Origin of the sequence: Pseudomonas sp. ef1, from assembly GCF_007293365.2 — a bacterium.
GTDB classification, from domain to species: Bacteria; Pseudomonadota; Gammaproteobacteria; order Pseudomonadales; family Pseudomonadaceae; genus Aquipseudomonas; species Aquipseudomonas siliginis.
The window spans coordinates 347136-364259 of record NZ_CM129815.1; the positions used below are offsets into that span (position 1 = coordinate 347136).

At 51.9% G+C, this 17124-nt stretch carries 21 protein-coding genes and 2 pseudogenes; 14 read left to right on the forward strand and 9 right to left on the reverse strand.

The window, feature by feature from the left end; all coding sequences use genetic code 11:
• Both FEE99_RS01655 and FEE99_RS01660 read left to right on the forward strand, forming a co-directional pair.
• Window positions 1–372 (forward strand): hypothetical protein, encoded by a 372-nt coding sequence (locus tag FEE99_RS01655; RefSeq protein ID WP_038443854.1) that lies wholly within the window; start codon window positions 1–3, stop codon window positions 370–372.
• Window positions 373–374: 2 nt separating this feature from the next.
• Complete coding sequence (locus tag FEE99_RS01660; RefSeq protein ID WP_080727717.1) at window positions 375–557, forward strand: DUF1289 domain-containing protein; 183 nt, start codon at window positions 375–377, stop codon at window positions 555–557.
• Between the two features lie 98 nt (window positions 558–655).
• On the opposite strand, the gene FEE99_RS01665 is transcribed toward FEE99_RS01660, so the two are convergent.
• The gene (locus FEE99_RS01665; RefSeq protein WP_038443853.1) at window positions 656–1207 is read right to left on the reverse strand and encodes an arsinothricin resistance N-acetyltransferase ArsN1 family B; all 552 of its coding nucleotides are present in this window, start codon (window positions 1205–1207) and stop codon (window positions 656–658) included.
• Window positions 1208–1324: 117 nt separating this feature from the next.
• Window positions 1325–1660 (reverse strand): hypothetical protein, encoded by a 336-nt coding sequence (locus FEE99_RS01670; protein ID WP_038443850.1) that lies wholly within the window; start codon window positions 1658–1660, stop codon window positions 1325–1327.
• Window positions 1661–2126: 466 nt separating this feature from the next.
• On the opposite strand from FEE99_RS01670, the gene FEE99_RS01675 reads away from it, so the two are divergent.
• Window positions 2127–2588, forward strand: a complete 462-nt coding sequence (locus tag FEE99_RS01675; protein ID WP_038443848.1) for a 3'-5' exoribonuclease — start codon at window positions 2127–2129, stop codon at window positions 2586–2588.
• A 90-nt stretch (window positions 2589–2678) separates the two neighbouring features.
• On the opposite strand, the gene FEE99_RS01680 is transcribed toward FEE99_RS01675, so the two are convergent.
• On the reverse strand, window positions 2679–3158 hold the full coding sequence (locus FEE99_RS01680; protein WP_050499464.1) for a helix-turn-helix domain-containing protein: 480 nt from the start codon (window positions 3156–3158) through the stop codon (window positions 2679–2681).
• 227 nt (window positions 3159–3385) lie between these two features.
• On the opposite strand from FEE99_RS01680, the gene FEE99_RS01685 reads away from it, so the two are divergent.
• From FEE99_RS01685 to FEE99_RS01700, 4 genes are all read left to right on the forward strand, one after another.
• A complete protein-coding gene (locus FEE99_RS01685; RefSeq protein WP_051903165.1) occupies window positions 3386–3778 on the forward strand; it encodes a DUF6957 family protein in 393 nt (130 codons plus the stop codon).
• Window positions 3779–3820: 42 nt separating this feature from the next.
• Window positions 3821–4267, forward strand: a complete 447-nt coding sequence (locus FEE99_RS01690; protein ID WP_038443846.1) for a hypothetical protein — start codon at window positions 3821–3823, stop codon at window positions 4265–4267.
• A 90-nt stretch (window positions 4268–4357) separates the two neighbouring features.
• Window positions 4358–4741, forward strand: a complete 384-nt coding sequence (locus FEE99_RS01695; RefSeq protein WP_038443843.1) for a hypothetical protein — start codon at window positions 4358–4360, stop codon at window positions 4739–4741.
• Window positions 4742–4794: 53 nt separating this feature from the next.
• Window positions 4795–5073, forward strand: coding sequence for a hypothetical protein (locus FEE99_RS01700; RefSeq protein WP_038443841.1), 279 nt, complete (start codon window positions 4795–4797; stop codon window positions 5071–5073).
• A 235-nt stretch (window positions 5074–5308) separates the two neighbouring features.
• On the opposite strand, the gene FEE99_RS01705 is transcribed toward FEE99_RS01700, so the two are convergent.
• Complete coding sequence (locus tag FEE99_RS01705; protein ID WP_034139977.1) at window positions 5309–5851, reverse strand: cysteine hydrolase family protein; 543 nt, start codon at window positions 5849–5851, stop codon at window positions 5309–5311.
• Between the two features lie 100 nt (window positions 5852–5951).
• Entirely contained in the window at window positions 5952–6842 is an 891-nt protein-coding gene (locus FEE99_RS01710; protein ID WP_064361042.1) for an MBL fold metallo-hydrolase, read from the reverse strand.
• Window positions 6843–7072: 230 nt separating this feature from the next.
• On the opposite strand from FEE99_RS01710, the gene FEE99_RS01715 reads away from it, so the two are divergent.
• Window positions 7073–8104, forward strand: a complete 1032-nt coding sequence (locus FEE99_RS01715; RefSeq protein ID WP_034139979.1) for a GlxA family transcriptional regulator — start codon at window positions 7073–7075, stop codon at window positions 8102–8104.
• Window positions 8105–8163: 59 nt separating this feature from the next.
• Here the strand turns inward: FEE99_RS01715 and FEE99_RS01720 are convergent.
• Window positions 8164–8531: pseudogene (locus FEE99_RS01720) on the reverse strand (hypothetical protein); the annotation flags it as partial.
• Between FEE99_RS01720 and FEE99_RS01725 the strand changes: the two are divergent.
• Window positions 8526–8837: pseudogene (locus FEE99_RS01725) on the forward strand (KUP/HAK/KT family potassium transporter); the annotation flags it as partial. The pseudogenes FEE99_RS01720 and FEE99_RS01725 overlap by 6 nt on opposite strands.
• 43 nt (window positions 8838–8880) lie before the next feature.
• On the opposite strand, the gene FEE99_RS01730 reads toward FEE99_RS01725, so the two are convergent.
• The 3 genes from FEE99_RS01730 to FEE99_RS01740 all read right to left on the reverse strand — a co-directional run bounded on the left by FEE99_RS01730 (window position 8881) and on the right by FEE99_RS01740 (window position 10493).
• A complete protein-coding gene (locus FEE99_RS01730) occupies window positions 8881–9009 on the reverse strand; it encodes a hypothetical protein (RefSeq protein ID WP_256675350.1) in 129 nt (42 codons plus the stop codon).
• Window positions 9010–9101: 92 nt separating this feature from the next.
• Window positions 9102–9743, reverse strand: a complete 642-nt coding sequence (locus tag FEE99_RS01735) for a hypothetical protein (RefSeq protein ID WP_034139980.1) — start codon at window positions 9741–9743, stop codon at window positions 9102–9104.
• A 12-nt stretch (window positions 9744–9755) separates the two neighbouring features.
• Window positions 9756–10493 (reverse strand): HupE/UreJ family protein, encoded by a 738-nt coding sequence (locus FEE99_RS01740; RefSeq protein WP_033902320.1) that lies wholly within the window; start codon window positions 10491–10493, stop codon window positions 9756–9758.
• Between the two features lie 513 nt (window positions 10494–11006).
• Between FEE99_RS01740 and FEE99_RS01745 the strand changes: the two genes are divergently transcribed.
• The 5 genes from FEE99_RS01745 to FEE99_RS01765 are packed head-to-tail and all read left to right on the forward strand — an operon-like array spanning window position 11007 to window position 17082.
• Window positions 11007–11306 carry a metal-sensing transcriptional repressor gene (locus FEE99_RS01745; RefSeq protein WP_033902319.1) on the forward strand — a complete coding sequence of 100 codons (300 nt, stop codon included), beginning with the start codon at window positions 11007–11009 and terminating at the stop codon, window positions 11304–11306.
• A gap of 35 nt (window positions 11307–11341) precedes the next feature.
• On the forward strand, window positions 11342–12457 hold the full coding sequence (locus FEE99_RS01750; protein ID WP_051422214.1) for an efflux RND transporter periplasmic adaptor subunit: 1116 nt from the start codon (window positions 11342–11344) through the stop codon (window positions 12455–12457).
• Entirely contained in the window at window positions 12454–15540 is a 3087-nt protein-coding gene (locus FEE99_RS01755) for an efflux RND transporter permease subunit (RefSeq protein ID WP_186352427.1), read from the forward strand. Before FEE99_RS01750 ends, FEE99_RS01755 begins: the two co-directional genes overlap by 4 nt.
• Window positions 15533–15835, forward strand: a complete 303-nt coding sequence (locus FEE99_RS01760) for a DUF3240 family protein (RefSeq protein ID WP_033902318.1) — start codon at window positions 15533–15535, stop codon at window positions 15833–15835. Before FEE99_RS01755 ends, FEE99_RS01760 begins: the two co-directional genes overlap by 8 nt.
• Window positions 15835–17082, forward strand: coding sequence for a TolC family protein (locus tag FEE99_RS01765; RefSeq protein ID WP_033902317.1), 1248 nt, complete (start codon window positions 15835–15837; stop codon window positions 17080–17082). The genes FEE99_RS01760 and FEE99_RS01765 overlap by 1 nt, the downstream gene beginning before the upstream one ends.
• Window positions 17083–17124 lie beyond the last annotated feature (42 nt).

Consider the following 17124-nt stretch of genomic DNA (forward strand, 5'->3'; position numbering starts at 1 on the left):
ATGCCACTAGGGAAACGTGAGCTTGCGCGTATCGAACGTCGATTAATTACTACCCTCACCGAAGCGTGCGAAACAGCAAAAGGGGAGATCGAAGGATTTACGTGGCTCACTCACACCGCCGACCTGAATGCGTTGAGTGAAACCCTCAAGGTAGTCTGGGTGTTCGAAACACTGGCTGACAAGAAGCTCGCCCAGGCTATAGCGAAGGCGCGCATTGTTGAGTTGACCTCTATCGCGTTGAACGAGGCCGACATCGATCTGAACCTTTCAGACCGCTATGTCTGCTTTGACTCTGAGGAGGAGTGCCAGCGCACGCATGGTGGCAACTGGAAAAATCGCCTTGCTCAATCAGGCGCGACTAAAGGGGACTGACAATGGCTAAAGAAATCGAAAATCCCTGTATCTCGACTTGCCAGCTAAGTGGTGATCTCTGTGTGAGTTGCGGGCGCAGCAAGGAAGACATTAGAAAGTGGAAACGCATGAAGCGGCCTGAAAAAATGGCAGCTGTGCAAAGAGCGAACGTGCGATTGAAAGGGCTGAAAAAAGCGCAAGGTTAGTCACTTCCACAGGATGACCGTTGCCCGAGCTGTGCTCAAGCAGCTGCAAGGCCACCTCACTGCCGAAGTCTGATAGTCACAACGCACAGCGAGTGAACCTACTGCGATGCAACCTCAAGCTTGGGGAAAAGAATGGGTTCCAACGGAGGGGTTGCCTGACACAGCCCAAGCCTCCAGTAACCGACGTCGTGCCATTTTCCAAGCTTGAAGCCCACTTCTGGATACGTCCCAATGTGTACGAATCCTAGCGACTCGTGCAGACCGACACTTCCTTCATTGGGCTGCGCAATTCCGGCGTAAGCTGCGCGAAACCTCTGCTTTTCGAGAATCGGAAGCAAGGTTTCATAGAGTTCACGGCCAACGCCCTGCCGGCGAGCCGACTCGGCTATATACACCGTCACGTCCACAGCCCATCGGTAGGCCGGACGAGCGCGATGCTGGCTTGCGTAGGCATAGCCCTTGATCTCCCCACCTTCTTCGGCCACCAAGTAGGGATATGTCAAAAGCGTTGTCGCTATTCGCTGAGCGATTTCCTCAGCGCTTGGCGGAATCTCTTCGAACGAGATGGCCGTTGTCGAAACGATGGGGGCGTAAATGCGCTGGATGGCTACAGCGTCTGCTACCGTCGCCGTACGGATTTTCAAAGCCATGCAAGTCGTCCCTGATTCGAAAGCTGAACATTACCCTTTTTAGATCAGCCTTGGACATGGTCGAAATGTGAAGATGTTATGAGCGCCACCATTCGCCTGAGTAGTTCAGCTAGGCCTCTACATCGATCTGACTGATACGACCTCAACATATTTGTACTTCTTCCTTGCAGCCCTCACGGCCTCCTGCTCCGCAAGCAACGAGCTCAACGTATCAGCCTCGTGAATCAACTCGGTCATTTTCCCCTCAAACTCGTTCCCAACCCGGAGCGTGACCCGCAGCCTGGGCGTAAACGCCTTCGTCACTTTCTTCTTGGCTAGTGGAGCCTCTGCGGGCTTCGTGAAAACGATCTCTGGCACAGGCTCCAGCACTAGCGGAGTAGAAACTTGCTCCTTTGGCTGAGGCGTACCAAAAAGGGCACGACGCATTTCTTCTTCGGTTAATTCAGAGTTCATAGAGCATCTCAAAGGGGTGGCACTTCACTGGTAAAATTCTACAAGGATTGCTGCTGACCGGCGTCCATCGGGAAACTGCTTGGACGTTAAATCCCCAGTTCGATTTCAATACATGAGCCTCGCAGGGCACGCGAAAGCTGCGCCTTTGGTAGCAATGTGATGAGCCCATCAACCAAGCTGCTGGCGTGACGAGCGTATAAGGTGACTGTGCCTGCAGCCCGAATTCGACCCGGTACGAAGGCACCGACTCGTTCCTGGGCAATTTTCAGTATATTCAAGACTTCTTGGCTAACCTTGTCGTGGGATAGATGCTCAACGACTGGTCTGGACGGGCACCCGGCGCGGCTCCACATTTCTATGACCGCTTGGAGGAGTCCGTCTGAGCCGAGATGCTCGAGGGCCATCTCCCATAACTGACCCTCCTGCGCCATATCCAGGCGAGCCCTAGTCATAACGGAGTTCCAACATGAGGCTCTTTCTTGATTGCGAGTTTACCCGGCTCTCAGCCACAGCGAAGCTGATATCACTCGCACTGGTAGCTGAGGATGGACGCGAATTCTACGTGGAATTGGTCGACACATGGCGAGAGGAAGATTGCAGCGACTTCGTCGTAGAGATCGTTCTTCCGCAGCTATGGGGCGGTGGCAATGCACAACCTACTATCGGGGCAAGAAGTGCACTGCTCGATTTCCTAGCCTCGTTCGACGAAGTTCTGGAGATTGTCACAGACGCTCCACAGTACGACTGGGAGCTTTTCTGCGAACTCGCATATGACGATGGTAAATGGCCAAGGAACGTCCGGAATTACCCCACTGACGGCACCACTCTGGATGCCACAAGTGACGGGGTTCCGCTTCCGCATCACGCTCTTCTTGACGCCCGTATCATCGCTAGCATGTTCACCGAAAGCGATCTGAAGAAAGGGTGATGAAGTCCTAAGAGGCCAAGGTGAGCTAAAGCTGTCTTCCACAGCATACCTTCCTGAGGCATCTTCAGCCTGGTGCTGGTCATTCAAAAATCAGGCCTGTTCGGACTTGCTGGTCAAATACCTACGAATAGTAGTTTTAGACAGACCCAACGCTTCCGATATCTCAGTCACTGACACTCCCTCACTGTTCAGGCGATTTGCCTCTGCGGCTTTCTGCGCTGCTCCGGATCGCGCCGGTCGACCAGGAGGAAGCTTCCCTGCACTTACCAACGACTCCATCTCAATATCTACGCTGTCCTTTTTTATCCTATTTAGTTGCTTATTCAAACGCTTCAGCCCCTCCCTAAGCGGCTCGTTGGACTGTAGACACGTCGCCATGAGAATCAATGAGGCCGGCTCAACCTCAAGCAGCGCTGCGAGACGAATGAGCACATCAATCGTGATGTTCACCTCCCCACGCTCAATTCGGCCCCAATAGGAACGGTCAATAGTGATCAGGTTTTCTTGCGTAAGACCTTTTTTTCTACGCAGTGCTCGCACCACTACAGCTAGGGCTTCTGCGGCCTCCATGACATTTCCCCACGCAAATCGAGGATAAGGCCATATTGCGATGCACCATAACACGGGCTATGATCCGTATTACGGTGCCATCAGCGTTTTTGAGGCCTGCTTTTCGATGCATATACATCCGTAAGCGGAGCTAAGCACCTTGCTTGCGGGAGCCATCTGCTCGAGTGCGAGCGACAACAAGCGGGATTGAATTGTCAATTTCCCGGTTATTAATGAAAGGAAGCCCTATGGCTAGCGTCGAAGAACCCGACTTCATGAATGCGCCACGGACACCACTTGAGGGCCTGTCGAGCACCTCTGCAGCTCGAGCTTTAGCAGTCGAACGCTTTCCTAAAAAGCCTTACTGCCTAGTCCGCGACTGGACAATATTTCGCATTGAAGTCACCCGCGACGAACTCTTCAAATGTCATGCAGCGGGCCAGCTCCCGATGATCCTGTTTGCTCACAACGTGGCCGAGGACAGCCAAGGCCGTTTCGAACGCGGCGATTGGGTTCGTTCAAGCATGTGCACCGGTCTCCACGACGGTATTGCGTTCGAGACCAGAAACTCTGTTTACGTATTGATTGGCCCTGGTCATGAACAGCTCGCAAGCCTGAAAGACGTTTTCTCCCTCTTCTAACCTGCGCTCTATATCGGAGCCCCTTCAGGCCAAGGACATACGATGTTTAGAACACACGACGCCGACATGCTGGGCCTACCAGGCATGTTCGGTGAGGGTCAGTACCAATGGCATCAGGTATCCAAAGTGCTTCGTAATCACTGGTATCACGTAACCGTCCAGGCCAAGACCAAGGGCCGAATTTCAGAGGCGGTTCTGATGGTCGACAGCGAACCTCGACTTCAGCAACTCCTGATTTCCCAAGACGCTGAGACGATCATCACAGAGGTGCAAGTAGTCACACCTGCCCACATGAATGGCACGGGAGTTTGGCGAATGGAGAAACTGACCAAAGTGACGCTTGGTGAAGACCAAAACGAGTGTGTTGTGTGCCTGCTGGAGGTGGAGACCGGCTCCAAATACCACAGCTCTCACCAACCTGGCTTCAGCAGCGATGCACTGAACAACGTCCGTCCGATCTATCACGTGAACATGATTCGTACAGCCTGAAATTTTCCAAGAGTCCCGCACGATATCAGGGCAGATGGTTTCGTGCGGATTTCCTGGTAACCCCATACGGGCTGCGAAAGGAGCACAATTATGCTGAATACTTTGGATGTGGATTATCATGGAAAACGACATACAGATTTCGATCTCGCACGAATCCTAAAAGCACAAGCGCAAGGCTTCGACAAACCGATAACAGCCTATCTCTGCGGAGTATCCATAAAGGCTCGTGCTGGATTAGGTGTCGTGTTTGGTCACAAGCGTAAAGACCGGTATGGGCGGTTTGGCGACGGGCACTTGATCCGCACTTCTGACGTGATTAAAGCGGAGCGCGAGGGCCGTTTTTGGGTACTGACAACCGTGAACTCGCGGTACGTAATCGCGACGTTTCAGCGCGGCAATGGGCGTGCGAGCTTGCGGGAGTTTCTGCGGCTTTCACAGGGGATGCGCCATTTCACCCCGCAAGTGTTGCAGTAATGGTCGTGTTTATCCTGGCCATGAAGCCCCATGAACAATCATAAGGTGGGGTTATGATCGTGAAGGCCGGAGAAGTCATCTGCATATCATCCGGCATTTTCGAAGGGTACGCCCGCGCAGGGCCATTTGTCGCAACGCAGGACTTCGACCTAGACTCATTCGTTGCAGAGACAATGAAGCCGTTCACTGAGAAATGGGAGGTGTCGAGCATGTTTAGGGATATCCCCAGGATGCTTTTCGAAATCGGATTCATCACCGAGTTGCCCTGTCGAAAGATCTATTTGGGGGCTATGGGCGAGGTCGACATCCGGGAAGAAAAGGAAGACTTCTGAAGTCTGGATGGATTCGGGGGTGCTCACCCCCGGTGGCATCGCGGCGGACAAGGCACTAAAGCTGTGAAAGCTTCCCGAACCCAGGGCCACTGATTTTAAGTGGCCCTGGCTCTGTCGATGCTTCAGCCAATTATTACGCCGTCAAGTTAAGTAAATCTAAACCACCAAATTGCTAGTGCGTTGATGATGAAAGCGATGGCCCCATGGGGCCCCGCAAAGTTAAGTCGTTGCGCGGTTAGACCGACAGGTACTCGTCCACCGATTTGACGGTGGCATAGCCGAACTCAAAGGCTGCCATCATCGTTGCATGTGCATGAGCGGCTGGAACGTTTACACCACCAAATGTGAGATCCAAAGTGGCGCAGGCATCGTGCAGCACAGTAACCGGATAACCCATATCCACCGCCGCACGTACTACTGCGTCGATGCACATGTGGCTCATCGCGCCTATGACTACGATTTCCTGAACATCAGCGGCTTCCAACTGCTGCTTCAGATCAGTTTCCCTGAAGGCGTTGATGTGTTTTTTTACGATTACAGGTTCATTACCTTGTGGAGCTACATCTGGTTGAATTTCCGCACCAGTGGATCCCTTTGCAAAGATCGGAGCACCTTCAGCGGACTCATGTCGTATGTGGAAAACAGGAAATCCCTTATCACGGGAGTGGCTGATCACCCGGATAGCATTCTCGACAGCGGTGTCGATGCCGGTCAAAGGCAGCTTGCCAGTGGGCAGGTATTCGTTTTGCAGATCAACTACTACAAGGCCACGTTTCATGAACGATCTCCGGTCAAATTATCCGAGCATAGGGATTGGTGGTGAAGGCTCAGGTCGGCAGGTAGAGCACCTGCCTTATTCCGAACCTAAAAGGTTTGAGTCAGAACTCCAGTGAAGCGCCGTCTTCCGGAATATCGACCTGGCTCTCGATACCTTGCTTCTTGACGTATGTGCGCAGCTCTTCACGACTCAGGGACATGTGGTTAATTGCATCCATGTGCACTGCGACGATTTTCGCGTCCTTCGCAGCCTTTGAGGCGCGTAAAACGTCTTCCTCGCCCATGATGATCGATCCCGTATAGCCGGTCATCATTGCTTTCCCAGCATTCAGTACGATGACTTCGGGATGATATTTCTCAATGGTCTGGTCGACCTCTTTACGCCAGACAGTGTCACCGGCTAGATAAAGGGTCTTGTAGCCTGTAGCTTGAAAAACGACGCCCATTGCTTCGCCAAGAGGCTTCGCTAAAGCGGGTACTGCATACATTTCGTCGGTGCCATGCTGACCACCGGTCTTGGTGATTTTGACGCCGCCGAATTCAGCTTCGTCAGTCAGTACGCGCACATTCCTGAAACCTTGGGAGCGAATTAACTTCGCATCGTCCTCATGCTGCGTGAACAGAGGGATGTCTTTCGGCAGTGCTTTTTGTGCGGCATCGTCCCAGTGGTCAAGATGCGTATGAGTGACGATGACGGCGTCAACACCAGAGATCACTTTTTCGGGCGACTCGGTCAGATCAACCAATGGATTGCGAAGGTTGCTCCGATAGGTATTTTCAAATCCTGGATACGCTCCCTTCTTGGCAAGCATCGGGTCGATCAGGAAGGTGGTGCCGCCGTAGGAGATTTTTACGGTGGCGTTACGAATTTCCTGCAAACCCACTTTATGAGATGCATCAGACGGCTTCGGCGTAGTTGTTTCCGCGAATGCCGTGGTGGCCCCTGCCGCGCAAGCAATGCTAAGGACGAGGGGAAGAGCTTTGAAGTTCATGGGGTGAATCCTGTTAATACATTGATGCCTCAATTCTTGCTCAATGCAATAAAGGTCAACAGTGGCCTGAATGACATATTTCGATATAATCGGGCCAAACGATCAGCCTTGTCCGCGAGTCCACGGGATCAGTTGCTTATACCGCCCACGCGATGCATCACCGTTGACCGTTGCTCATATATTCCTGTGCGCGCTCGATGCAAGCCACACAGCTACCTCGAGGATCACTGATGCAATCCATACGTGTTGCTGTTCTGGCTTTTGACGGCGTCAGCCTGTTCCATCTTTCCGTGCCGGGAATGGTGCTGGGGACGGCGCAGTCCGCACCTGGTGAACCTCAGTATGAGGTCAATTACTTCGCAGAGACGCCGGGTATGGTTACTAGCGACCAAGGTCTCGACTTAGCGGTTGCTCAAGGCCTGGAGCTGATGGAGGCCTCTGATGTAATCGTCATTCCAGCGTGGGCTGATCCATCGGTCGCTGCATCTGCGCAACTTGTGAACGCGCTGCAGCTCGCCCACACGCAGGGTAAGCTCATCGTAGGGCTGTGCTTGGGCGCGTTTGTGCTAGGGGATGCAGGGCTACTGGATGGGAGAGAAGCAACCACTCACTGGGCAGGCCGAGAAAAGTTTGCCCAACGTTTTCCCGCCGTTCGTTTCAGACCCGACGTGCTTTATGTTAGTGATGGCAATATCATAACCTCTGCAGGAACCGTAGCGGCTATCGACTGTTGCCTTCACCTGGTACGCCAGAGACTCGGCGCTGGGGTGGCGAATCGCACCGCGAAGATGCTGGTGACGCCGCCGCACAGGCAGGGCGGCCAAGCTCAGTACGTGGAGCATCCTGTGCCACAACTGTCCAGCGAGACTCATCTGTCTGATGTTCTAACGTGGGCCCGTGTGAACCTTTCGAGTGATCTGTCGCTCGACGTGCTGGCGGACAGGGCGAGAATGAGTCGGCGCACATTTACTCGGCGATTCAGGGAAGCCACCGGAAGCACATTCTCAAAATGGTTAAACGCCCAGCGCGTTGTCAGGGCGCAAGAGCTGTTGGAGACGACTGACTTGCCTATTGAGTGTGTGGCGGGTGAGGCAGGGTTCGGAACGCCCTTATCTTTGAGGCAGCAATTCGGCGTTCATCTTGGCACGTCGCCGTCTGAATATCGGCGTACGTTTTTTCGTGAGATGAGTCCGGGCCGAAAAGCAGACGGAAGTGGGCCCACTGCCGAGTCATTTACTGAGTCTCAGGCAAAAGTTTACTGATGCGCATGAGCTCAGGCTGCATTATCCCTGACAACAGCGCGCAGCGCCTGCAGGGGATGCTAGACGGTCACACCATCTTGCCGTTTCACTTGGCTTCGGCAAGAATATCTGTCAGCCAATAACCGGCCAGGGGCACGAGCGGCGCCCAAGACTGCTTGTAGATCACCTCTGAAGTACCGGCGTTTTTTGTCTCATGCCCATAAGTACCAGACATGCCGCAGCACCCGCTCGCTTGAACCTGTAAATTCAGTCCCATGCGCTCATAGACTTGCTGCCAAAGGCCAATGCTGTTTGGCTCATTTGTCTTTTCAGTGCAGTGGGGAAGGAAGTAATACAGGGCAGCATCTTTGACGCTTTGAGTCTGTGGAAGCGCTCCGGCGAGCCACTCCTGAGGTAGTAATACGATGGGGACTTTGTCGCCCAGGGTCGACGGTTTGAGGTTGAAGCTTACGGCGAAGGGTTCTTCCGAGTCAGTCTCCACTTTGGCTTTATCGAGGAGCCTGACGTACCCGCAGCCTTGAGTGTTTGTCATTTGAGTGAGCTGGACTTCAGTCCGATGCGTACGACCTACGTCCTTAGCCGCGAGACCGTTATCCCGACCAAGCGGATCGGTATGGCTCGTTGGCGAGAAGGCTTGTTCGCTTTTCTGCTGAAGAACGCCAACAGCAACCTTAAATATTTCAACTTGCCGCTGAACCGAGTGATCGAACTGGGTACGCAGGTTGAGATGTAGAAACAAACAAGGCCGCAACTGCGGCCTTGTTCTATTCAGGGTGTCACTCGTGTGAGTGTCCGTGTGCAGCGGACTCGGAGGTTTCTCCTTTCTCACCACCGCCGCATGCCGTCATCAGGCCGAAGAAGCAGATCAGGAGCATCGAACGAAACAGGGTGGTTGGGATTTTCATGGAAGGACTCTTCAAAATTTGGATGAAATAAATGGTCTGGTGCTGGCTGAGCGCTGAATTATCGGCAGCAGGACAGCCATCGCTGTTTTGAATTACTGTTTGACGCTCAAGTAATCGCCGTTGGTTTTAAGTGCAATGGTCACGTCGTTGTTGCTGCGATTACGCCAAAACCAACCATGGGTGCCGTCAAAAATGGCCGTAAATTCACCCTTGTCACTTTTGACCTGCTTGCCCTTGCTGTAGCTGTGGAAGTAACCCTTCTCGCCGTTGTAGGGTTCGCCATGGGTATCGAAGTTCACAGGCCCACCAACCGCAGTCCATTCGTAGCTAACAGACTTGCCCTTCAAGACTTCGAGCTTTATTTCCGTCCCTTCACCTGGCTTGAGCGTGACGCTCATTTGATTCGTCTTCAAAGCTGAAGTTGGCGTGGGTGCCGGCTGAGCAACAGGTTTCGCAACAGGCTGGACTTGCGCGACCTGCATAGCTGGAGCTGGAGCTGATGCTTGCGGCGGAGTTGCATCCGCCAAAGCCTCTTGGGCCAGGATGATCTTCAGTTCGCCCATCTGGGTTAGCCCTAATGCTCGGCCCACACCTGTTGGATCAACGGCGTATTCCGAAGGCATGACAACAGTCACCAGCAGACCGACAGCAGTCAGCAGTGCAATGACAGTCGAGCGCACCAGTTTGCGAGTGCTTGGCAATTCATTAACAGTTGGAAGCGGAGTATTAAACATGGTCAGAATTCCTTACGCGGAGAGAAACAGGCCGGTGATTTGGTAACCCATTAGCAGAAACCCGGCACTCATCATGGCGACGTTGGCGGTATAGGCGTGGCGCCAAAAACCACCAGTGCGACGCCAGTACCCCATCAGGATGAGAATCGCGCTGAGGGCCAGTAATTGACCGATCTCAACGCCAACATTGAAGGCGATCAGGTTCGGAATCAGGCCATCAGGCGAGATCTCGTACTCCTGGATCTTCGTCGCCAGACCAAAACCGTGGAGCAAGCCGAAGATCAGCGTGGCCACTTTGGTGTTGGGTTGGAAACCGAACCAGCGCTGGAATGCGCCCAGGTTGTCGAGCGCCTTGTACACCACCGAGAAGCCAATGATGGCGTCGATGATGTACGAGCTGATGCTGACCTCTGTAAGTACGCCAAGCAGCAGCGTGACCGAGTGTCCCACCGCAAACAGCGTGACGTAGAGGCCCACGTCTTTCAGGCGGTAGAGGAAGAAGATTACTCCGAACAGGAACAGCAAGTGATCGTAGCCCGTCATCATGTGCTTGGCGCCCATATAGATGAACGGCAACAACATGATTCCGGTGCTTTCTTGGATGAAACCCTTGTCACCTTCAGCGACGGCATGCGCCATCGCTTCGGGCATGCCGAAGAAAAGTGCCGCCAAAAACAAAAACAACAGTAATAGCGGGCGATGCGAGGGCGCAGAGAATGCGCCAACACCGCTCATTGAGTACGAATGCATGAATTAATCCTACGTTGCAGTGATCGTGGGCCGCATTGCGGCCATGGTCAGGATGCGAACGCAGGACGGGGTGGACGCTCGATCAAAAATATCGGCGGCAGCGGAACAGAGTGTCGAAGCGCATCGACCCGGATGGCTAGCATAGGGGATGTCGCCAGCATCAACGCGGCAGTGAGTTGCGGCGTCTCGTGCTGATGATCAGGGGTCAATGGCGAATGGTAGTGATCTGAAAGACTTGAATAGCTGGATGAGGCCTCTTCGCCGTGGGAATGATTGGCGTCTTGTGTGATCTCCCAGGCTGGCTGTGTCGACGTCACTGATACCGAATAGGTATGCCCGGCCCAAGCCACCAACATAGCGAGAGCAAGCGCGATTACCACCGTTATTGTCAGTGTCCTGCTGAACATGGAGTTCGGTTTTCTACCTGTTGAATGGGGCTTTCTTACGTTTGACTATATCCTCCTAGGGGGGATAGGATGCCAGCATAATTCATTGAAGCCTGAGCCTCAAGTCATGAGTGAACACGAACAAGAACACAGCCATCCCCACACTCACCAAAGTCATGAGGCAATCATCAAGCGCCTCAAGCGGGCGGACGGTCATTTGCGAGGCATCATCACCATGATCGAAGAGGGGCGCCAATGCGTGGACATCGCACAGCAGTTGCATGCTGTAGAAAAAGCGGTGTGCCAAGCCAAGCGGACGCTCATCCAGGATCACATTGATCACTGTCTAGAGGACACCGTTTCGGCACTGGGTAATGGCGAGCGCGCACCGTTGGAAGCGTTCAAACAAATCACCAAATACCTCTAGGTTAAACATGCCAAACTTCGCTATTAGGAAAGAAGATGACGAAAACCACTAGCTTCAAACTTCGCCGGAACATCACGCTTTTGGTTTCCTGTTTTTTAGGAAGTCAAGCCTGGGCGGTTGAACAGCTTAATATAAGCACCGATCAGATGAAGACGATGGGAATCCAGACAGCACCAGTTCTTAGTAACTCTGGAGATCTAAAAAATCGTTACCCTGCTCAGGTGGTCGTACCTCCCGGCGCAGAACAGATCGTTACGTCACCGATGCAGGCTATGGTTTCGCAGCTTCTCGTCTCGGAATTTCAGGTTGTAACAAAAGGTGACCCGGTGGTGCGGTTGACAGGCCCCGCCATGAGCCAATTGCAGCTTGAATTGCTACAGGCTTCATCTCGAGCAAGCCTCGCTAGAAAAGCCTACAACCGCGAAAATACTCTCTTTGAAGAGGGCATTATTCCTCAACGGAGGGCGCAAGAAGCGGAGGCAGCCTTACGTGAGGCTGAGGCAACGCTATCACAGGTGCGCTCAGAACTTTCACTTGCAGGTCTCTCGAAGTCTGACACCGATAAAATTATAAAGTCGGGTTCGCCTTCGGACGGAATTATTTTGGCGGCGGCTCAAGACGGTATTGTCACGTCTATCTCGGTGAAGCCCGGCCAGAGAGTTGATGCTGCTACAGCTTTATTGAATATCGCCCAAGTCAAGGTTCTGTGGGTAGATATACAGGCCACTTCAACGGCTGCGCAAAATATAAGCTTAGGTACTATTGTAAATGTTGTAGGTAAAGATGTATCAGGGAAAATTAAAAGCATCAGCCCCATTATAGCGTCGGGCAATCAGTTTGTAATAATGCGAGCAGAAATAGAGAACGTTCAAGGTAAGCTGAGGCCTGGTGAGTATATTTCAGTCGATATTCCAGTAGCATCTTCAGGAAATACTTGGGATCTACCATTGTCCGCTATCGCTCGCAATAAGGCAGACTCAGTCGTATTTGTGAAAACTGAGCAGGGCTTTTCAGTCCGCCCTGTCGAAGTTATGGCCAGTACAGGCCAATACGTGCGAATTGAAGGTGACTTTCAACCACGAGACCAAGTAGCTATCAGTGGTGTGATTGCGCTGAAAGGCGCCTGGCTTGCTGAAGGGGAAGCAGAATGATTTTGAACAAGCTCATTCAATTTTCTCTGGCCCAACGATTATTTATAATTTTGGTTACGGTTTTGATTTCTGCTGCGGGTTGGTATGCCTATCGCGGCCTGCCGATTGATGCGTTTCCAGACGTTGCAAGCACTCAAGTTAAAATTATTATGAAAGCCCCCGGCATGACGCCGGAAGAGGTAGAGAGTCGTATCGCAGTACCCGTCGAAGTTGAGATGCTTGGCATTCCGAACACCAAAACACTTCGATCAGTGACGAAATATGGTCTGGTAGACGTCACCATCGATTTTCAGGATGGCATCGACATTTTCTGGGCTCGCCAACAGGTTGCTGAGCGACTCGGAAATCTGTCGGACAGTTTACCGGAGGGTATTTCCGGTGGCATGGCTCCTATCACTACCCCGTTAGGGGAAATGTTCATGTTTACGGTCGACGGAGACTCTTTATCGCTGGTAGAACGCCGAAGCTTGTTGGACTGGGTAATTAGGCCGGCGCTGCGGACAGTGCCTGGAGTTGCCGATGTCAACTCCCTGGGTGGTTTGGTGCGCACTTTTGAGGTGCTTCCTGACCCTATGAAGATGGCAGCCAATAAAATAACCCTGGAGCAACTATCGAATGCTCTAAGTATAAATAATCGGAACGATGGTGCAGGACGTTTGGCCGAAGGCGATGAAGTATTATTGGTGCGAAGTGAGGGCAGCATTAACTCGCTTGACGATCTAAAAAATATAGTGGTGAGTGCGACGACCGGAACTCCGGTTCGAGTTAGCGACATTGCGAGAGTACAGATCGGAACGCTCACACGCTATGGCGTAGTAACTCAGAATGGCACCAATGAAGCAGTGCAAGGATTGGTACTAGGCCTTGCTGGTTCAAATGCGCGTGAGGTGGTTAAAGGCGTGCAGGACAAATTGGCAGAGTTAGCACCTACCTTACCTGCAGGGATATCGATTACGAGTTTCTATGACCGCTCGTCTCTGGTAGATAAAGCTGTCGGTGCTGTTTTCAAAGCTTTACTTGAAGCAACCGTACTCGTCATCATTCTACTTGCACTATTTTTGGGGAACATTCGTGCGGCTTTGACCGTTGCGCTCGTGCTGCCACTTGCGGCGCTGATTACTTTCATCCTTATGCGACTATTTAATATGTCTGCCAACCTTATGAGCTTGGGGGGGTTAGCAATTGCAATCGGGATGCTGGTCGACGCGGCAGTGGTCGTTGTTGAAAACATCGTGCAGCGACTGGCTACCGATGAGTCTCGTGGAAAAGTTCCAAGGCTTCATCTCATATTCCGAGCCGTTCGAGAAGTCGCTGTTCCTGTAACTTCTGGTATCTTGATCATCATTACTGTTTTCCTCCCTCTAATGACCCTACAAGGCCTTGAGGGCAAGTTTTTCGTCCCTGTAGCGCTGACGATTGCTTTTGCACTGGCAGGGTCGTTGCTGCTTTCCTTAACTGTTATACCTGTGCTTTCATCTTATTTTTTAAAAGAGGTAAAGCATGAAGATCCTTGGTTGGCGAGAAAGCTTCTAGGGCTCTATAACCCGATTTTGAGTTGGGGCATGCAGAAGCAAAAAGTAGTGTTTGTTGGTGCTGCAGTTATGCTTTTAGCCGCTGGGATTGTGTACACACAAGTCGGTAAAACCTTTATGCCTACAATGGATGAAGGGGACTTGATCGTGGGTATAGAGAAATTGCCATCCATCAGTCTCGAGCAAACTGCCGAGCTGGATAAAAAGATTCAAATGGCGTTGATGACGGCTATACCAGAGATAAAAGGAGTTGTAGCTCGCGCTGGCTCTGATGAGATTGGTTTGGATCCTATGGGTCTCAATCAGACTGACACCTATTTGCTGCTCAAGCCAAAAGACCAGTGGCGCATGAGCTCTAAGGAAGATTTGCTGAATGAGATTCGTAAAGTTCTAGATAATTTACCTGGTATCGAATACAGCTTTACTCAGCCTATCGAAATGCGTGTATCTGAAATGATTATTGGTGTTCGGGGCGACTTGGCCGTGAAGGTATATGGCCCAGACCTTGGCACACTCAATAAGCTCGGAACCCAAATTGAAGAATTACTGAAGACAATCAACGGTAGCCAGGACGTTTATACGGTTCAAAATGACGGTGTCCAATACTTGCGAGTCGAAATTGACCGATTGCAAGCAGGTCGATTAGGACTTGATGTTGAAACCATTCAAAACATACTTAGAGTTCAGATTGAAGGTAAGCAAGCTGGCATTGTGATCGAGGGCAATCAGCGTACGCCGATCTTGATTCGTGCTGATAAAAGTGTTCGTACCTCACCGGCGGAGTTCGATGCTTTGATTATCACTACACCTTCAGGAATGTCTGTTCCTCTGCGCGATGTCGCCAAGTTAGTTCGTGCGGACGGCCCCGTTAAAATTGACCGTGAAATGGGTAGCCGATATGGCGTAGTAATTGCGAACGTGAGTAACAGGGATCTGGTAGGTTTTGTTGAGGAGGCCAAGGCTTCGGTTGCCAAAAATATCGAATTACCCAAAGGTTACACAATTACTTGGGGTGGGCAGTTCGAGAATCAACAGCGCGCTGCTGCGAGATTATCTATTGTGGTTCCAGTCGCACTTGGCTTGATTTTCGTGCTGCTGTTTTCGACATTTGGATCCGTCAGACAGGCTCTGCTTATTCTTAGCAATATTCCTTTTGCACTTGTAGGCGGTATCGTTGCCCTTTGGGTTACTGGCGAATATCTGTCAGTGCCAGCTTCAGTCGGCTTCATCGCACTGTTAGGTATCGCGGTACTCAACGGGATCGTCTTGGTCAGCTATTTCAATCAGCTCTATCATGAAGGGATGGCTATTAAAGACGTAGTCATCCAAGGTTCAAGGCGCCGGTTAAGACCAGTCCTCATGACTGCTTCTATTACTGCTTTTGGACTGGTTCCACTTCTATTTGCAACGGGCCCTGGCTCAGAAATTCAACGCCCTTTGGCTATTGTAGTGATAGGCGGCTTGATCACTGTTACGGCATTGACACTTCTCCTCTTACCGATACTGTATTTGCGTTTTGCTCATTCGAAAAAGGAGAGCTCCAATGCCTAACTTGCGAATTACTCTACTTTTGCCGCTAAGTCTTGAAGAGAAGGTTTCTGACTATTTTCTTTGTGATCCTAGCATCGGAGTCTTTACGAGCAGGGTGGTTTCAGTACATGGACTATCCAACTCCATGTTGAACTCTGCGGAGCAGGTTATGGGAAGCGCTAAAGAAACGGAAATCGTTGTCGTGGTAGACGAGGAACGCTTCGAACTCTGGATTAGTGAATTTGAGAGGCTTTTCACTAGCTCGGGTATTCGCTATTGGTCGACCCCTATTTACCGTTCGGGAGTTCTGGTGTGATGGAAAAGTTATTACTTCTAGTATTACTACTGGGTGCCAGTGGAGCGGCTCAGCCTCAGTCTTTTGAAATGCCATTGCCACCTGCTCAAATTTTACCAGCAAGCATTGCGACAAAGCTATTGGATGCAGATCCACGAGTAGAGTCAGCCCGGGCCAGTCTGGATGCGGCTATACAGGAGGCGGGGATTATTAAAAGATCTCCTTACGAATGGATAGTTAACGGTACCTCTCAGCAGCGTCGTGTCCAGGGGGGGCCTAACTATAACGAGTGGACGGCTGGAGTAGAGCGCACCATACGGCTCCCTGGAAAGTCTAGTGCTGACTCGGATATCAGTACCGCAACCCTTGAAATTGCGGAGGCTAGTTATGGTGAAGCTAGGCATGAAGCCGCCCGTGAACTGATGTTAGCTTGGCTTGATTGGCAAGCTGCTGAGGAGGCCCGAGATATTGCGGCGAGAGGAGTAGAGTCGGCTAAAGATAGCCTGGCAGCAGTGCAGAAACGCAACAGAGCGGGGGACGCATCTACGCTTGACGTGAATATCGCTAAGGCAGAGCTCTCCGATCAATTACGCTCGGGTAATGATGCAAAGGTGAAGGCAACTACGACTTGGATTGCGCTTACCACCAAGTTTCCTGGCGTTGAGCGAGCGCGAGTCGCTCTGCCGGCTCCCGTAAAAGTTACTGGAAATGATGAGTCCTGGACGGCGAGAATTATTGAGCAAAGCGATGAGCTGAGGCGCACCATCGCAACTGCAAGGCGCGCTGAAGGTTTGTCCGGACGTGCCCGGGCGGATAAAATACCCGACCCCACATTTGGCGTATTTACGAACTCTGAGCAGGGTAACAGAGAGCGTATCTATGGCGTCAGCGTGAGTATGCCAATACCTAGCCGGTCACGTAGTGCGCGTTATGCTCAAGCGTTGGCGCAGGAAGACGCTACTAGGCACGATTCAGCGCTTGTTAAGCGACAACTTACGACCTTGATTACACAAAATCTGGCGTTGGCTGAAGGCGCCTTTGAAAGCTATCTGCTTGCCAAGGACGGAGCTCAGGAGATGGAAACGAACAAGAGCCAGACTCAACGAGCGTATGAGTTGGGGGAGGCGGATCTTCAATCATTGCTTTTAGCCCGCCGCCAATCCGTTTCGGCAGCCACAACGGCCCTAGAGGCACAAGTAGAGACGTTAAAGACAAACTTATCCCTCCTGATTGATGCCCACTGGATCTGGGATCTCGATCACAGTTGAGCCACCATTCCGGCAGCGCAATCAGCTGCCGGAATTCTTTCA

Bases quoted from the DNA above. Each gene is read 5' to 3' on its own strand.
- FEE99_RS01735 (WP_034139980.1), bottom strand. From the start codon at position 9,743: ATGTTTAATACTCCGCTTCCAACTGTTAATGAATTGCCAAGCACTCGC.
- FEE99_RS01665 (WP_038443853.1), bottom strand. From the start codon at position 1,207: ATGGCTTTGAAAATCCGTACGGCGACGGTAGCAGACGCTGTAGCCATC.
- FEE99_RS01685 (WP_051903165.1), top strand. From the start codon at position 3,386: ATGGCTAGCGTCGAAGAACCCGACTTCATGAATGCGCCACGGACACCA.
- FEE99_RS01660 (WP_080727717.1), top strand. From the start codon at position 375: ATGGCTAAAGAAATCGAAAATCCCTGTATCTCGACTTGCCAGCTAAGT.
- FEE99_RS01715 (WP_034139979.1), top strand. From the start codon at position 7,073: ATGCAATCCATACGTGTTGCTGTTCTGGCTTTTGACGGCGTCAGCCTG.
- FEE99_RS01755 (WP_186352427.1), top strand. From the start codon at position 12,454: ATGATTTTGAACAAGCTCATTCAATTTTCTCTGGCCCAACGATTATTT.
- FEE99_RS01740 (WP_033902320.1), bottom strand. From the start codon at position 10,493: ATGCATTCGTACTCAATGAGCGGTGTTGGCGCATTCTCTGCGCCCTCG.
- FEE99_RS01670 (WP_038443850.1), bottom strand. From the start codon at position 1,660: ATGAACTCTGAATTAACCGAAGAAGAAATGCGTCGTGCCCTTTTTGGT.
- FEE99_RS01765 (WP_033902317.1), top strand. From the start codon at position 15,835: ATGGAAAAGTTATTACTTCTAGTATTACTACTGGGTGCCAGTGGAGCG.
- FEE99_RS01695 (WP_038443843.1), top strand. From the start codon at position 4,358: ATGCTGAATACTTTGGATGTGGATTATCATGGAAAACGACATACAGAT.
- FEE99_RS01745 (WP_033902319.1), top strand. From the start codon at position 11,007: ATGAGTGAACACGAACAAGAACACAGCCATCCCCACACTCACCAAAGT.
- FEE99_RS01680 (WP_050499464.1), bottom strand. From the start codon at position 3,158: ATGGAGGCCGCAGAAGCCCTAGCTGTAGTGGTGCGAGCACTGCGTAGA.
- FEE99_RS01710 (WP_064361042.1), bottom strand. From the start codon at position 6,842: ATGAACTTCAAAGCTCTTCCCCTCGTCCTTAGCATTGCTTGCGCGGCA.
- FEE99_RS01730 (WP_256675350.1), bottom strand. From the start codon at position 9,009: ATGAAAATCCCAACCACCCTGTTTCGTTCGATGCTCCTGATCTGCTTC.
- FEE99_RS01750 (WP_051422214.1), top strand. From the start codon at position 11,342: ATGACGAAAACCACTAGCTTCAAACTTCGCCGGAACATCACGCTTTTG.
- FEE99_RS01760 (WP_033902318.1), top strand. From the start codon at position 15,533: ATGCCTAACTTGCGAATTACTCTACTTTTGCCGCTAAGTCTTGAAGAG.
- FEE99_RS01655 (WP_038443854.1), top strand. From the start codon at position 1: ATGCCACTAGGGAAACGTGAGCTTGCGCGTATCGAACGTCGATTAATT.
- FEE99_RS01675 (WP_038443848.1), top strand. From the start codon at position 2,127: ATGAGGCTCTTTCTTGATTGCGAGTTTACCCGGCTCTCAGCCACAGCG.
- FEE99_RS01690 (WP_038443846.1), top strand. From the start codon at position 3,821: ATGTTTAGAACACACGACGCCGACATGCTGGGCCTACCAGGCATGTTC.
- FEE99_RS01705 (WP_034139977.1), bottom strand. From the start codon at position 5,851: ATGAAACGTGGCCTTGTAGTAGTTGATCTGCAAAACGAATACCTGCCC.
- FEE99_RS01700 (WP_038443841.1), top strand. From the start codon at position 4,795: ATGATCGTGAAGGCCGGAGAAGTCATCTGCATATCATCCGGCATTTTC.